We start from the raw sequence: 14,552 nt of genomic DNA, 5'->3' as shown, positions 1-14,552 counted from the left end.
TGGAACCCGAACATGGGGCGGCGCCTGGATCTGTGATGTAGCAGCCGATCCTGGGCGCACTACCTCTAAAGAGTTGTCCGCCGCTCCGTTTCCATAAAAGCGTCGGCAGACTTAGCCAAAATATTGATAAACAAAGGGTTTTATCAATATCTGGATCTACCTCCTTGGAGGTAGACGGGCCAAGCATAGGCCATTGCCCCTTCCGGGCACGTTGACCCAGGTCAAGTTTTCACGGGGTTCGCATCACTAGGCTGCGCTCAATCGAACTGACGGAGTGCATCGTGATGCGAGCGCAAGTGCAACAAGGGCTGGTACTGGGGATGAGTACCCTGGCCTTCACCGTGTGCTTCATGGTCTGGATGATGTTCGCCGTGCTCGGCGTTCCGATCAAGGAACTGCTAGCCCTCAACGAAACCCAATTCGGCCTGCTGGCCGCCACGCCAGTGCTGACCGGTTCGCTGGTGCGTTTGCCCCTGGGGCTTTTGACTGACCGTTTCGGCGGGCGGATCGTGTTTTTCCTGCTGATGCTGTCCTGCGTCTTACCGCTGTATCTGATCACCCTGGCGACTGCTTTCTGGCAGTTCCTGGTGCTGGGCCTGTTCGTCGGCCTCGCCGGCGGGTCGTTTTCGGTGGGCATCGCCTACGTCGCCAAATGGTTCGACAAGCAGAACCAGGGTTTTGCCATGGGCGTGTTCGGTGCCGGCAACGCCGGTGCTGCGGTCACCAAGTTCCTGGCCCCGGCCCTGATCGCGTTGGGCACCTGGCACCTGGTGCCGAAAGTGTTCAGCGCCATCCTGTTCACTACCGCGTTGCTGTTCTGGTTTCTCACCGCCGAGAAAAAAGAACACCGCAACGTCGGCGGCGCCACCTTGCGCGAGCAACTCCAGGCCTTGAAAGAGCCGGCCGTGTGGCGCTACTGCCAGTACTACTCGATCGTGTTCGGCGGCTACGTGGCCCTGGCGCTGTGGATGACCAAATACTACGTGCAGGAATACGGCTTCAGCCTGCAAAGCGCGGCGCTGCTGGCGGCCTGTTTCTCCCTGCCCGGTGGCGTGCTGCGGGCCGTCGGTGGCTGGATGTCCGACCGCTGGGGCGCCCAGAGCGTGACCTGGTGGGTGTTGTGGGTGAGCTGGATCTGCCTGTTCCTGCTGTCCTACCCCCAGACCCAACTGCAAGTGCAGACCGTCAACGGCATCGTCGATTTCCACATCGGCCTCAACGCCACGCTGTTCACCGTGCTGCTGTTCGTGATGGGCATCGCCTTCGCGTTCGGCAAGGCCTCGGTCTTCAAATACATCGCCAACGACTACCCCAAGAACATGGGCGCGGTGTCCGGCATCGTCGGCCTGGCCGGCGGCCTGGGCGGTTTCGTGCTGCCGATCATGTTCGGCGCCCTGGTGGACCTCACCGGCGTGCGCTCGTCCTGCTTCATGTTGATGTACGGCGTGGTCTGGGTATCCCTGGCCTGGATGTACTTCAGCGAAATGCGCAGGCGCCCGCTGCTGGGTAAACAGCCGCCGGCCACTCAATCCCCGTTTTCCAGCATTGCCCAAGGAGAAGAACATGTCCGTTCTGCAAACGCCTGAAAAGGGCCCGGTCATTCATGACTGGCGTCCGGAAGACCCCGCGTTCTGGGGCAGCAGCGGCAAGCTGACCGCCCGGCGCAACCTGTGGATCTCGATTCCTGCGCTGCTGTTGGCCTTCGCGGTCTGGATGGTCTGGAGCACGGTGATCGTGCGCCTTAACGCCATCGGCTTCAGCTTCACCACCGACCAGCTGTTCTGGCTGGCGGCCCTGCCGGGGTTGTCCGGTGCCACTCTGCGCATCTTTTACTCGTTCATGGTGCCGATCTTCGGTGGTCGGCGCTGGACCGCCCTGAGCACCGCCTCGTTGCTGATACCTGCGCTGTGGATGGGTTTCGCGGTGCAGGATTCGGCCACGCCCTACAGCGTGTTCGTGCTGATCGCGCTGCTCTGCGGTTTTGGCGGCGGCAACTTTGCCTCGAGCATGTCCAACATCAGCTTCTTCTATCCAAAGTCTCAGCAAGGCACGGCCCTGGGCCTGAACGCCGGGCTCGGCAACCTGGGTGTGTCGGTGATGCAGTTCAGCGTGCCGCTGGTGATTTCCTTTGGCGTGTTCGGCTTCATGGGCGGCCAGCCACAGGTGTTGGCTGACGGCAGCTCGCTGTGGCTGCAGAACGCCGGTTTCATCTGGGTGCCGTTCATCCTGGCCGTGACCTTGATTGCCTGGTTCGGCATGAACGACTTGTCCAGCGCCCGGGCCTCGTTCAGCGAACAGGCGGTGATTTTCAAGCGCAAGCACAACTGGCTGATGTGCTGGTTATACCTGGCTACCTTCGGTTCGTTCATCGGCTTCTCCGCAGCGTTCCCATTGCTGATCAAGACCTCGTTTCCGGAAGTCATCGCCCTGAAATTCGCCTTCCTCGGCCCGTTGGTGGGCGCGCTGGTACGGCCGCTGGGCGGCTGGCTGGCGGACAAGCTCGGTGGCGCGAAAGTCACCTTGTGGAACTTCGTGCTGATGATCGTGATGGTGTTCGGTGTTCTTCACTTTCTGCCGCAAAACGGCCAGGGCGGCAGCTTCTACGGCTTCCTGGGCCTGTTCATGTTGCTGTTCATCACCACCGGCGTGGGCAACGGTTCGACCTTCCGCATGATCCCGGTGATCTTTCGCACCCTGCATGAAAAAGCCGCCCTGGGCAAAAAGCCCGAGGTGCGCGAGCAAGCGATCAAGAACGCTGGCAAGGAGTCCGCCGCGGTGCTGGGTTTCAGCTCGGCCATGGGCGCCTTCGGTGCGTTCTTCATCCCCAAGTCCTTCGGCACTTCGATGGCCCTGACCGGCAGCCCGGAGATGGCCTTCTACATGTTCGTCGGCTTCTACCTGAGCTGCATCGTGGTGACCTGGTGGTGGTACGCCCGCAAAGGCGCGGCGACACCCTGCTAAGACGAATTCAACTATTGCGTGGGCGGGGCGCAGACCCCGCGGAGCAAGCCTGAGAGGAACACACTGTGAGTCATTTACTGGATCAACTGCGGTTTTTCAACCGCAAGCAAGGCGAGTTTTCCGAGGGGCACGGCGAGACCCGCAAAGAGTCTCGCGACTGGGAAAACGTCTACCGCTCCCGCTGGCAGTACGACAAGATCGTGCGTTCCACCCACGGGGTGAACTGCACCGGCTCGTGCTCGTGGAAGATCTACGTCAAGAACGGCCTGATCACCTGGGAAACCCAGCAGACCGACTACCCGCGCACCCGTAACGATTTGCCCAACCACGAGCCACGCGGCTGCCCGCGCGGCGCGAGCTATAGCTGGTACATCTACAGCGCCAACCGGCTCAAGTATCCGAAGATCCGCAAGCCATTGCTCAAACTCTGGCGCGAAGCCCGGCAGACCCTGCCGCCGGTGGAGGCCTGGGCCAGCATCGTCGAGGACAAGGTCAAGGCCGACTCCTATAAAAGCAAGCGCGGCATGGGCGGCTTCATCCGTTCCAACTGGGAAGAAGTCAACGAGATCATCGCCGCCGCCAACGTCTACACCGTCAAAGAACACGGCCCGGACCGGGTGGTTGGCTTCTCGCCGATCCCAGCCATGTCGATGGTCAGCTACGCTGCCGGCTCGCGCTACCTGTCGCTGATCGGTGGCGTGTGCCTGAGCTTCTATGACTGGTATTGCGACTTGCCGCCTGCTTCGCCAATGGTTTGGGGCGAGCAGACCGACGTGCCGGAATCGGCCGACTGGTACAACTCCAACTACATCATTGCCTGGGGCTCCAACGTCCCGCAGACCCGTACCCCCGATGCACACTTCTTCACCGAGGTGCGCTACAAGGGCACCAAGACCGTGGCGATCACCCCGGACTACTCGGAAGTCGCCAAGCTCACCGACTTGTGGCTCAACCCCAAGCAAGGCACCGACGCCGCGTTGGCCCAGGCTTTCAATCATGTGATCTTCAAAGAATTCCATCTGGACAAGCCCAGCGCTTATTTCACCGAATACGCCAAGCGCTACACCGACCTGCCGGTGCTGGTGATGCTCAAACCGATGCTTGGCGCGGCGCCGGGCGCGGGTTACCAGCCCGACCGTTTCCTGCGGGCCAGCGACCTGACCGACAACCTCGGCCAGGACAACAATCCGGAATGGAAAACCATCGCCCTGGATGCCGCCGGCGAACTGGTTTCGCCCCAAGGCTCCATCGGCTATCGCTGGGGCGAGAAGGGCAAGTGGAACATCCTGCCCCGTGAAGGTGGCGAAGGACGTGAGATCGACCTCAAGCTGAGCCTGATCGGCGGTGACGTCGCTGAGGTGGCCTTCCCGTATTTCGCCGGCGAAGCCCAGGAGTACTTCCAGCACGTGGCCGGTGATGCGGTGCAGTTCCGCCGCGTGCCGGTGCACAGCGTGGTGCTGGCCGACGGCAGCGTGGCGAAAGTCGCCACCGTATTCGACCTGTCGGCCGCCAACCTGGCCATCGACCGTGGCCTGGGCGGCGCCAATGTCGCCAAGGACTACGACGACGCGTCAGTGCCTGGCACCCCGGCCTGGCAGGAGCAAATCACTGGTGTGAGCCGCGAAAAGGCGATCCAGATCGCCCGGGAGTTCGCCGACAACGCCGACAAGACCCGTGGACGCTCGATGATCATCGTCGGTGCGGCGATGAACCACTGGTACCACATGGACATGAACTACCGCGGGCTGATCAACATGCTCATGCTCTGCGGTTGCGTCGGCCAGACCGGCGGTGGCTGGGCCCACTATGTCGGCCAGGAAAAACTCCGTCCGCAGTGTGGTTGGCTGCCCCTGGCCTTTGGCCTGGACTGGAACCGTCCGCCACGGCAAATGAACGGCACCAGCTTCTTCTACGGCCACAGTTCGCAATGGCGCCACGAGAAGATGAGCATGCACGACGTGCTCTCGCCCCTGGCCGACAAATCACAATTCCCCGAGCACGCCCTGGACTACAACATCCGCGCCGAACGGGCCGGCTGGTTGCCGAGCGCGCCGCAACTCAACACCAACCCGCTGCACATCTGCCGCGATGCCGCCGCCGCGGGCCTGGAACCCAAGGACTACGTGGTCAAGTCGCTGCAGGACGGTTCCCTGCGCTTTGCCTGCGAGCAGCCCGACAGCCCGGTGAACTTCCCGCGCAACATGTTCATCTGGCGCTCCAACCTGCTGGGCTCCTCGGGCAAGGGCCACGAGTACATGCTCAAGTACCTGTTGGGCACCAAGAATGGCGTGATGAACGAAGACATCGGCCATGGCAGCGAATGCAAGCCCACCGAAGCCGAATGGGTCGACGAGGGCGCCATTGGCAAGCTCGACCTAGTGACCACCCTGGACTTCCGCATGTCCTCGACCTGCGTGTATTCCGACATCGTCTTGCCGACCGCGACCTGGTACGAAAAAGACGACATGAACACCTCGGACATGCACCCGTTCATCCACCCATTGTCGGCCGCCATCGATCCGGCCTGGGAGTCGCGTTCGGACTGGGAAATCTACAAAGGCATCGCCAAAGCATTTTCGGCCATGTCGGTCGGGCACCTAGGTGTCGAGAAAGACTTGGTCACCGTGCCGTTGCTGCATGACAGCGTCGGCGAGCTGGCCCAACCCTTTGGCGGCACCGACTGGAAAAGTGCCGGTGTGGCGCCGGTACCGGGCAAGAACGCGCCGAACCTGCACGTGGTGGAGCGCGACTACCCGAACATCTACAAGCAGTTCACTTCCCTGGGCCCGATGCTGGAAAAACTCGGCAACGGCGGCAAGGGCATCAACTGGAACACCGAGACGGAAGTCAAATTCCTCGGCGAACTGAACCACAAGGAAGTCGAGGCTGGCATCAGCCAAGGGCGGCCGAAGATCGACAGCGCGATCGACGCTGCCGAGGTGATCCTGTCCCTGGCCCCGGAAACCAACGGCCATGTCGCGGTGAAAGCCTGGGCGGCGCTGTCGGAGTTCACCGGCATCGACCACAGCCACCTGGCCATCTCCAAGGAGCACGAGGCCATTCGTTTCCGCGACATCCAGGCCCAGCCACGCAAGATCATTTCCAGCCCGACCTGGTCCGGCCTGGAAGACGATCACGTGAGCTACAACGCCGGCTACACCAACGTTCACGAGGCGATTCCATGGCGCACCATCACCGGCCGCCAGCAGTTCTACCAGGATCACCCGTGGATGCAGGCCTTCGGCGAACAGTTGATGAGCTACCGGCCACCGGTCAACACCCGCACCATCGCCGGCGTGAAGGGCAAGCGCAGCAATGGCGAGACCGAGATCGTCCTGAACTGGATCACTCCGCACCAGAAATGGGGCATCCACAGCACCTACAGCGACAACCTGCTGATGCTCACCTTGAGCCGTGGCGGGCCGATTGTCTGGCTCTCGGAAATCGACGCCAAGCGCGCCGGTATCGAGGACAACGACTGGATCGAGTGCTTCAACGTCAACGGCGCGCTGACCGCCCGGGCGGTGGTCAGCCAGCGGGTCAAGGAAGGCATGGTGATGATGTACCACGCCCAGGAACGGATCGTGAACGTGCCGGGGTCGGAAACCACCAAGACCCGCGGCGGCCACCACAACTCGGTGACCCGTGTGGTGCTCAAGCCTACCCACATGATCGGCGGCTACGCCCAACAGGCTTACGGCTTCAACTATTACGGCACGGTCGGTTGCAACCGCGATGAATTCGTCGTGGTGCGCAAGATGGCCAAGGTCGACTGGCTCGACGGTTCCAGTGGCGATGATCTGCCGCGTCCACTGCCGACTGACATCGAGGAGAACTGAGATGAAGATTCGCTCACAAATCGGCATGGTCCTGAACCTGGACAAATGCATCGGCTGCCACACTTGCTCGATCACCTGCAAAAACGTCTGGACCAGCCGCGAAGGCATGGAGTACGCCTGGTTCAACAACGTTGAATCCAAGCCCGGCATTGGCTATCCGAAAGAATGGGAAAACCAGGACAAGTGGAAGGGCGGCTGGGTTCGCAATGCCGACGGGTCGATCAACCCGCGCATCGGCGGCAAGTTCCGCGTGTTGGCGAACATCTTCGCCAACCCGGACCTGCCAGGCCTGGACGATTACTACGAACCGTTCGACTTCGATTACCAGCACCTGCACACCGCGCCACTGGGTGAGCACCAGCCCACCGCGCGGCCGCGTTCGGTGGTGTCCGGCAAGCGCATGGAGAAGATCGAGTGGGGCCCGAACTGGGAAGAAATCCTGGGCACTGAATTCGCCAAGCGCCGCAAGGACAAGAACTTCGACCAGATCCAGGCGGACATCTACGGCGAGTACGAAAACACGTTCATGATGTACCTGCCGCGCCTGTGCGAGCACTGCCTGAACCCGACGTGCGCGGCATCGTGCCCGAGCGGCGCGATCTACAAGCGTGAGGAGGACGGCATCGTCCTGATCGACCAGGAGAAATGCCGCGGCTGGCGCATGTGCATCAGCGGCTGCCCGTACAAGAAGATCTATTTCAACTGGAAGAGCGGCAAGTCGGAAAAATGCATTTTCTGCTACCCGCGCATCGAAGCGGGCATGCCGACCGTTTGCGCGGAAACCTGCGTGGGTCGCATTCGCTACCTCGGCGTGTTGCTGTATGACGCCGACCGTATCAGCGAAGTGGCGAGTACCCCCAACGAGCAGGACCTGTACGAGAAGCAGCTGGAAATTTTCCTCGACCCGAACGATCCGGCGGTGATTCGCCAGGCCCTGGCCGATGGCGTGCCGCAGTCGGTGATCGATTCGGCGCAACGCTCGCCGGTCTACAAAATGGCCGTGGACTGGAAACTCGCGCTGCCGCTGCACCCGGAATACCGCACCTTGCCAATGGTTTGGTACGTGCCGCCACTGTCGCCAATCCAGAACGCCGCCGAAGCCGGCACCGTGGGCATGAACGGGGTGATCCCGGATGTCGACAGCCTGCGCATCCCGCTGCGTTACCTGGCGAACATGCTCACCGCCGGCGATGAAAAACCGGTCAAGCATGCCCTCAAGCGTCTGCTGGCGATGCGCGCCTACAAGCGTTCCGAACAGGTCGACGGTGTGCAGGATCTGCAAGTGCTGGCCGACGTCGGCTTGAGCGTGAACCAGGTGGAAGAGATGTACCGCTACCTGGCCATCGCCAACTACGAAGACCGTTTTGTCGTGCCAAGCGCTCACCGCGAAGACGCCATGAGCGATGCGTTTGCCGAACGTTCCGGTTGTGGTTTCAGCTTCGGCAGCGGTTGCAGCGGCAGCTCCGACACCAACATGTTCGGTGGCAAGAAGGCCAACCGCCGCGACGTGATCAAGACCGTGCAGTTGTGGGAGGAATGAACATGCGCATTCTCAAGGTGATTTCATTGCTGCTCGATTACCCGACTGAGACCTTGGTGGCCGGTCGTGACGAGCTGGAACAGGCGATTCTCCAGGCACGGGAAATCAGTCCCCAGCAGCGCGCCGGCTTGTTCGAATTGCTGGAACTGATCTGCGGCAAGGACTTGATGGACGGCCAGGAACACTACGGCGCGCTGTTCGGCCGGGGCCGTTCGCTGTCGCTGTTGCTGTTCGAACACGTCCACGGTGAGTCCCGCGACCGTGGCCAGGCCATGGTGGACATGATGGCCCAGTACGAAGAGGCTGGTTTCGCGATCGGCGTCAAGGAACTGCCCGATTACATCCCGCTGTACCTGGAGTTTCTCTCCACCCGCGAAGACATCGAGGCCCGCGAGGGCCTGGCCGATGTCGCGCACTTGCTGGCCTTGCTTGCGGCGCGCCTGGAAGAGCGTGAAAGCGCCTACGCCAGTTGCTTTCGGGCCTTGTTGCAAATCGCCGGGGCCGAACCCCAGGGCGCGGTCGCCGAATTGCGCGAGCAGGTCAAGGCCGAGCCACGGGACGACTCCCTCGAAGCCCTGGACAAGATCTGGGAAGAAGAGCAGGTGGATTTCATGAAGGCCGAACAACAGGACCGTTGCAGTTCACTGCCCAGCGCGCCAGGCAAGGCGCGGGACGAAAGTGCGGTGCCGTTGCACTGGGTGGATTTTCAGCATGAAGGGCTGGCCGCAGCGCCAGCCGCGGAGGTGGGCAATGTCTAAATGGGATCTGTTGTTGTTCGGGGTCTACCCCTACGTCGCCCTGGCGATCTGCCTGCTCGGCAGTTGGGCACGGTTTGACTTGGCCCAGTACACCTGGAAGGCCGGTTCCAGCCAGATGCTCAACAAGCGCGGCATGCGCGTGGCGAGCAACCTGTTCCACGTCGGCGTGCTGTTCGTGCTGGCCGGCCACTTCGTCGGCCTGCTGACGCCGTCGGCGATCTACCACCATGTGCTGAGCACCGAGAACAAGCAGCTGCTGGCGATGGTCTCCGGTGGTTTCTTCGGCGTGCTCGGCCTGATCGGCCTGGTGATGCTGCTCAACCGCCGCCTGACCGACCCACGGGTCCGCGCCACGTCCAATCCCTCGGACATCCTGGTGCTGGTGGTGTTGCTGGTGCAACTGGTGCTGGGGCTGATGACCATCGTCGCATCCACCGCCCATATGGACGGCTCGGTGATGGTGATGCTGGCCGACTGGGCCCAGAACACCGTGCTGCTGCGTCCAGTGGAAGCGGCCACGTCGATGGCACCGGTGGGCCTGGTCTACAAGCTCCATGTGCTGCTGGGCCTCACCCTGTTCGTATTGTTCCCGTTCACCCGTCTCGTGCACATCATCAGTGCGCCGGTCTGGTACCTGGGGCGTCGTTATCAAATCGTTCGGCAGAAGTTTTGAGGAGAAGATCATGGCGAGTGGATGCGGATGTGGCGGTGGTGGTGGCGGTAGCGGCGGTTGTGGATCTTCGGCCAAGGCGGCGCCGGTAATGGCGCTGGTGGCTGAGGCCGAAGCGGCCGGGGCGGTGCAGTTCGAACCGGCCCAGGCCGGGCCGGTGGCAGGCGACGAAGCAGCGCCTCAATTGATCGCCAGCAGCGAGCAGGAGTGGCCGATCATCAGCGTCAACGACGTGTCGATCAGCCCGCAGGCGATGGCGTTGGAGCTGCAATATCACCCGGCCGAAAGCCGCGAGGATGCGGTCTATCAGGCGGCGCGGGCGTTGGTGATCCGTGAGTTGCTCCAGCAACGCATCGCCGAGTTGGGCCTGGCGTTGCAGGTCGGCGCCGGCGAGAACGAAGAGGAAGCGGCCACGCGGCTGCTGCTCGAACGTGAGGTGCAAGTGCCGCAATGTGACGAGGCGACCTGCCTGCGTTACTACGAAAGCAATCGGGCGCGTTTTCACAGCGCACCGTTGCTGGCGGTGCGGCACATTTTGCTCGAATGCGCGCCGGACGATGCCGAGGCCCGCAGCCTGGCTCACGTACAGGCCGAGTTGCTGCTGGAACGGCTGGATCAGTTCCCCGGCAGCTTCGCCGAGCTGGCGCTGAAGTATTCGGCGTGCCCGTCCAAGGAGCAGGGCGGGTCGCTGGGGCAAATCAGCAAGGGCCAGACCGTGCCTGAACTGGAGCGCCAACTGTTCACCCTGCCGGCGGGCCTGGCGGGCAAGCCGCTGGAAAGTCGCTATGGCTGGCACGTGATCAGCATCGACCAGCGCATCGAGGGCCAGCCGTTGCCTTACGAGGCGGTGGCGACGGCGATCCGCACCCAGTTGCAGCAGGGCGTATGGCAAAAAGCGCTGGTGCAGTACCTGCAAACCCTGATCGGTGCGGCGGACATCCGCGGCATCGCTCTTCAGGGCGCCGACTCGCCGCTGGTGCAGTGAGCGCCGGCTTAATCGGGAGATTTCCATGAGCGCGGTGTTGCAGGATGGGTTTGGGCGCCAGATCGATTATTTGCGGATGTCGGTGACCGATCGTTGTGATTTTCGCTGTGTGTATTGCATGGCGAAAAACATGACCTTCCTGCCGCGTCAGCAGGTGTTGACCCTGGAAGAGCTGCAGCGCCTGGCGGGGCTGTTCGTCGGCCTGGGGGTGAAGAAAATTCGCCTCACCGGTGGCGAGCCGTTGATCCGTCCGGGCATCGTCGGGTTGTGTCGCGAGATCGCGGCAATGCCCGGCCTGCGGGAACTGGTGATGACCAGCAACGGCTCGCAGTTGGAGCGACTGGCCCAGCCGCTGGTGGAGGCCGGCGTCAAGCGCATGAACATCAGCCTCGACAGCCTGGACGGGGAGCGGTTTCGGGCAATTACCCGCAACGGCAATCTCGATCAGGTGCTGGCGGGTATCGAAGCGGCGAAAGTGGCCGGGTTCGAGCGGATCAAGCTCAACTGCGTGGTCATGAAAGGACGCAACTTCGATGAAGTCCCGGCGTTGGTGCAGTACGCCATCGATCAACGCATCGACATCAGTTTCATCGAGGAGATGCCGTTGGGGGAGGTGGGGCGTTCCCGGGGTGAGTCGTTCTGTTCCAGCGACGAAGTCCGGGCTGTGATCGCCGGTCATCATCGGTTGCTCGACAGTGCCGAGAGTAGCGGTGGGCCGGCGCGCTATGTGCGTCTGGTGCAGCATCCGGATACCCGGATCGGTTTCATTTCCCCCAACACCCACAACTTCTGCGCCAGTTGCAATCGGGTACGCATGACGGTTGAGGGGCGCTTGCTGTTGTGCCTGGGGCAGGAGGACTCTCTCGACCTGCGAAGCTTGTTGCGGCGTTATCCATTGGATGATCAGCCCGTGATTCAGGCGGTACAGCAGGCACTGCGCGGCAAGCCACTGCGCCATGACTTCAATCCTGGTGGGGAGGTGCAGATTGTGCGGTTCATGAACATGAGTGGAGGTTAAAGGCTTGCACCGACCCCGTGGCGAGGGAGCTTGCTCCCGCTGGGCTGCGCAGCAGCCCTGTTCTGTTCTGAGCGCTGGGATTTGTTGAGCGGGGGGGCATATCCGTTGCTGCGGTAACGGCTACTTAGGGTTCCGCCCTGACGGCGTCTCACTTTTGAGAAGCGCAAAAGTAAGCAAAACGCTTTTGCCCCACCACTCGGTGCCTCGCCTAGGCTCGGCATGCCCTCTCTCCGGCATTGCTCCGTGGGCCCGCTGCGAAGGGCCATCCATGGCCCAGCGCAGCTATCCCGGCATCCATGCCGGGATGCCCACTACGCAACGCCTGCGTTCGGCCAGCGTGGTTAACGGGGCGCCGAAATCAACGTCCACCGCGAGGCGGCCTTATAGCCGACCTGGCTCCCACGGTCGTACTCCGATCCAACTGTGGGAGCGAGCCTGCTCGCGAAGGCGGCCTGACAGCCGACCTGGCTCTCCCGGTCGAGCCCCGATCCCCTGTGGGAGCGAGCTTGCTCGCGAAGGCGGCGCGCCAGTCAACATTTGTCTCTACTGATCCACCGCTATCGCGAGCAAGCTCACTCCCACAGGGGATATCCGGTGTCTCGAAAAATCATCTCCGACGCTGCTTGCCGGTCGCCCCCGATTCTTGATATCGATCAATTGCAACCCTGCCTTTTGTCCGTACCCTCCACTGCATATTGTGTTCGTTTAAATTTAAAAGCCTATATGTAGTGTCTGGAGCCAAAATGCAGAGCACGTTGATCACGGTAGGGTGTAACCGCTTGCACAAGCGCGATGGCAGTGTGGTTGCCTTTGATGCGGACAAGATTCGCCAGGCGCTGATCGTCGCTGGCAAGGCCACCGGCGAGTACGCCGAAGCCGAGGCCGAGGGGTTGCTGGAGGCGGTGCTGGTCCGGTTGGAAGGGCAGAACCGGTTGAACGTCGAGCAGATCCAGGACCGTGTCGAGCGGGTGTTGATGGATGCCGGATTCTTCCTTTCCATGCGCGCTTATATCGTCTACCGCGAGCAGCACGGGCGCCTGCGTCGCGACCGTCGCACGCTGGTAGAGGTCGCCACGTCGATGAACGAATACCTGGACCGCGAAGACTGGCGCGTGCAGGCCAACGCCAACCAGGGTTATTCCCTCGGCGGGCTGATCTTGAACGTGTCGGGCAAGGTCACCGCCAATTACTGGCTCGACGAGGTCTACAGCCAGGCCATCGGCCAGGCGCACCGCGAGGCTGACTTGCATATCCATGACTTGGACATGCTCGCCGGCTACTGTGCCGGCTGGTCCTTGCGCACGTTGTTGCACGAAGGTCTCAACGGCGTGCCGGGGCGGGTCGAAGCCGGGCCGCCCAAGCATTTGAGCAGCGCCCTGGGGCAGATGGTCAACTTCCTCGGCACCCTGCAAAACGAATGGGCCGGGGCCCAGGCGTTCAGCTCGTTCGACACCTACCTGGCGCCTTACCTGCGCAAGGACAAACTCAGTTACGCCGAGGTCCGCCAGTCGTTGCAGGAGTTCATCTATAACCTCAACGTCCCGTCGCGCTGGGGCACGCAAACGCCCTTCACTAACCTCACGTTCGATTGGGTCTGCCCGGAGGATTTGCGCGAACAGATCCCGGTAATCGGTGGCGAGGAGATGCCGTTCGCCTACGGTGACCTGCAAGCGGAGATGGAATTGATCAACCGCGCCTACATCGAGGTGATGCAGGCCGGCGATGCGAAAGGGCGGGTGTTCACCTTTCCGATCCCGACCTACAACATCACCCATGACTTCCCATGGGACAGCGAAAACGCCGACCGGCTGTTCGAGATGACCTCCCGTTACGGCCTGCCGTATTTCCAGAACTTCCTTAACTCGGACATGCAGCCCAACCAGGTGCGCTCGATGTGCTGTCGCCTGCAACTGGACGTGCGCGAGTTGCTCAAGCGCGGTGGCGGCCTGTTCGGTTCGGCGGAGCAGACCGGCTCACTGGGCGTGGTGACGATTAACTGTGCGCGCCTGGGTTACCTGTACAAGGGCGACACCAGCGCTTTGCTGCAACGCATCGATACGCTGATGGAACTGGCGATGGAGAGCCTGGAGGTCAAGCGCAAGGTCATCCAGCATCACATGGACGCCGGTTTGTACCCCTACACCAAACGCTACCTGGGCACACTGCGCAATCACTTCTCCACCATTGGCTTGAATGGCCTGCACGAAATGCTGCGCAATTTCACCGATGACCAGCAGGGCATGCATACCGAGCAGGGTCGGGCGTTCGCCCTCAAATTGCTGGATCACGTGCGGGCCACGTTGCTGCGGTTCCAGGAGGAAACCGGCCACCTCTACAACCTGGAAGCCACGCCTGCCGAAGGCACGACATACCGCTTCGCCAAGGAAGACCTCAAGCGCTATCCCGACATCTTGCAGGCCGGCAGCCCGGTCGCACCGTACTACACCAATTCGTCGCAACTGCCGGTGGGCTTCACCGACGATCCATTCGAAGCCCTGGAGTTGCAGGACGAGTTGCAATGCAAATACACCGGCGGCACCGTGTTGCACCTGTACATGGCCGAGCAGATTTCCTCGACCCAGGCTTGCAAGCAACTGGTGCGCAAGGCCCTGGGCCGTTTCCGCCTGCCGTACCTGACCATCACGCCGACCTTTTCCATCTGCCCGGTGCACGGCTACCTGGCCGGCGAACACGAGTTTTGCCCGAAATGCGACGAGGCCTTGCTGCTGCAACAGCAGTTGGCTGGCAGCGCCCACTGATCCGATCCATCGACCGCAAGGA

9 protein-coding genes are annotated in these 14,552 nt (G+C 61.9%); all 9 read left to right on the top strand.

Features of this window, described 5'->3' with window-relative positions:
• Positions 1-284: 284 nt before the first annotated feature.
• Entirely contained in the window at positions 285-1,586 is a 1,302-nt protein-coding gene (locus AD663_RS15190; RefSeq protein ID WP_003182321.1) for a nitrate/nitrite transporter, read from the top strand.
• Positions 1,564-2,961: a NarK family nitrate/nitrite MFS transporter gene (locus tag AD663_RS15185; protein WP_003182319.1), complete on the top strand. Its 1,398-nt coding sequence runs from the start codon at positions 1,564-1,566 to the stop codon at positions 2,959-2,961. Before AD663_RS15190 ends, AD663_RS15185 begins: the two co-directional genes overlap by 23 nt.
• Before the next feature lie 65 nt (positions 2,962-3,026).
• Complete coding sequence (locus AD663_RS15180; protein ID WP_053214047.1) at positions 3,027-6,800, top strand: nitrate reductase subunit alpha; 3,774 nt, start codon at positions 3,027-3,029, stop codon at positions 6,798-6,800.
• A 1-nt stretch (position 6,801) separates the two neighbouring features.
• Positions 6,802-8,340 carry a nitrate reductase subunit beta gene (gene narH / locus AD663_RS15175; protein ID WP_003182314.1) on the top strand — a complete coding sequence of 513 codons (1,539 nt, stop codon included), beginning with the start codon at positions 6,802-6,804 and terminating at the stop codon, positions 8,338-8,340.
• 2 nt (positions 8,341-8,342) lie between these two features.
• Positions 8,343-9,098, top strand: a complete 756-nt coding sequence (gene narJ / locus AD663_RS15170) for a nitrate reductase molybdenum cofactor assembly chaperone (protein WP_033046076.1) — start codon at positions 8,343-8,345, stop codon at positions 9,096-9,098.
• A complete protein-coding gene (gene narI / locus AD663_RS15165) occupies positions 9,091-9,771 on the top strand; it encodes a respiratory nitrate reductase subunit gamma (RefSeq protein ID WP_003182310.1) in 681 nt (226 codons plus the stop codon). Before narJ ends, narI begins: the two co-directional genes overlap by 8 nt.
• 10 nt (positions 9,772-9,781) lie before the next feature.
• Positions 9,782-10,753, top strand: coding sequence for a peptidylprolyl isomerase (locus tag AD663_RS15160; RefSeq protein ID WP_053214046.1), 972 nt, complete (start codon positions 9,782-9,784; stop codon positions 10,751-10,753).
• A gap of 25 nt (positions 10,754-10,778) precedes the next feature.
• Entirely contained in the window at positions 10,779-11,771 is a 993-nt protein-coding gene (gene moaA, locus AD663_RS15155) for a GTP 3',8-cyclase MoaA (RefSeq protein WP_003182306.1), read from the top strand.
• A 743-nt stretch (positions 11,772-12,514) separates the two neighbouring features.
• Complete coding sequence (locus AD663_RS15150; RefSeq protein ID WP_053214045.1) at positions 12,515-14,530, top strand: ribonucleoside triphosphate reductase; 2,016 nt, start codon at positions 12,515-12,517, stop codon at positions 14,528-14,530.
• Positions 14,531-14,552 lie beyond the last annotated feature (22 nt).

It is taken from the genome of Pseudomonas sp. Q12-87 (assembly GCF_001269755.1).
GTDB classification, from domain to species: Bacteria; Pseudomonadota; Gammaproteobacteria; order Pseudomonadales; family Pseudomonadaceae; genus Aquipseudomonas; species Aquipseudomonas fluorescens_S.
This window is presented reverse-complemented; position numbering and strand designations above follow the sequence as displayed.

What these genes read in the sequence shown, in the direction of transcription:
- AD663_RS15190 (WP_003182321.1), top strand. Translation starts at nt 285, where the DNA reads ATGCGAGCGCAAGTGCAACAAGGGCTGGTACTGGGGATGAGTACCCTG.
- AD663_RS15185 (WP_003182319.1), top strand. Translation starts at nt 1,564, where the DNA reads ATGTCCGTTCTGCAAACGCCTGAAAAGGGCCCGGTCATTCATGACTGG.
- narH (WP_003182314.1), top strand. Translation starts at nt 6,802, where the DNA reads ATGAAGATTCGCTCACAAATCGGCATGGTCCTGAACCTGGACAAATGC.
- AD663_RS15150 (WP_053214045.1), top strand. Translation starts at nt 12,515, where the DNA reads ATGCAGAGCACGTTGATCACGGTAGGGTGTAACCGCTTGCACAAGCGC.
- narJ (WP_033046076.1), top strand. Translation starts at nt 8,343, where the DNA reads ATGCGCATTCTCAAGGTGATTTCATTGCTGCTCGATTACCCGACTGAG.
- AD663_RS15160 (WP_053214046.1), top strand. Translation starts at nt 9,782, where the DNA reads ATGGCGAGTGGATGCGGATGTGGCGGTGGTGGTGGCGGTAGCGGCGGT.
- moaA (WP_003182306.1), top strand. Translation starts at nt 10,779, where the DNA reads ATGAGCGCGGTGTTGCAGGATGGGTTTGGGCGCCAGATCGATTATTTG.
- narI (WP_003182310.1), top strand. Translation starts at nt 9,091, where the DNA reads ATGTCTAAATGGGATCTGTTGTTGTTCGGGGTCTACCCCTACGTCGCC.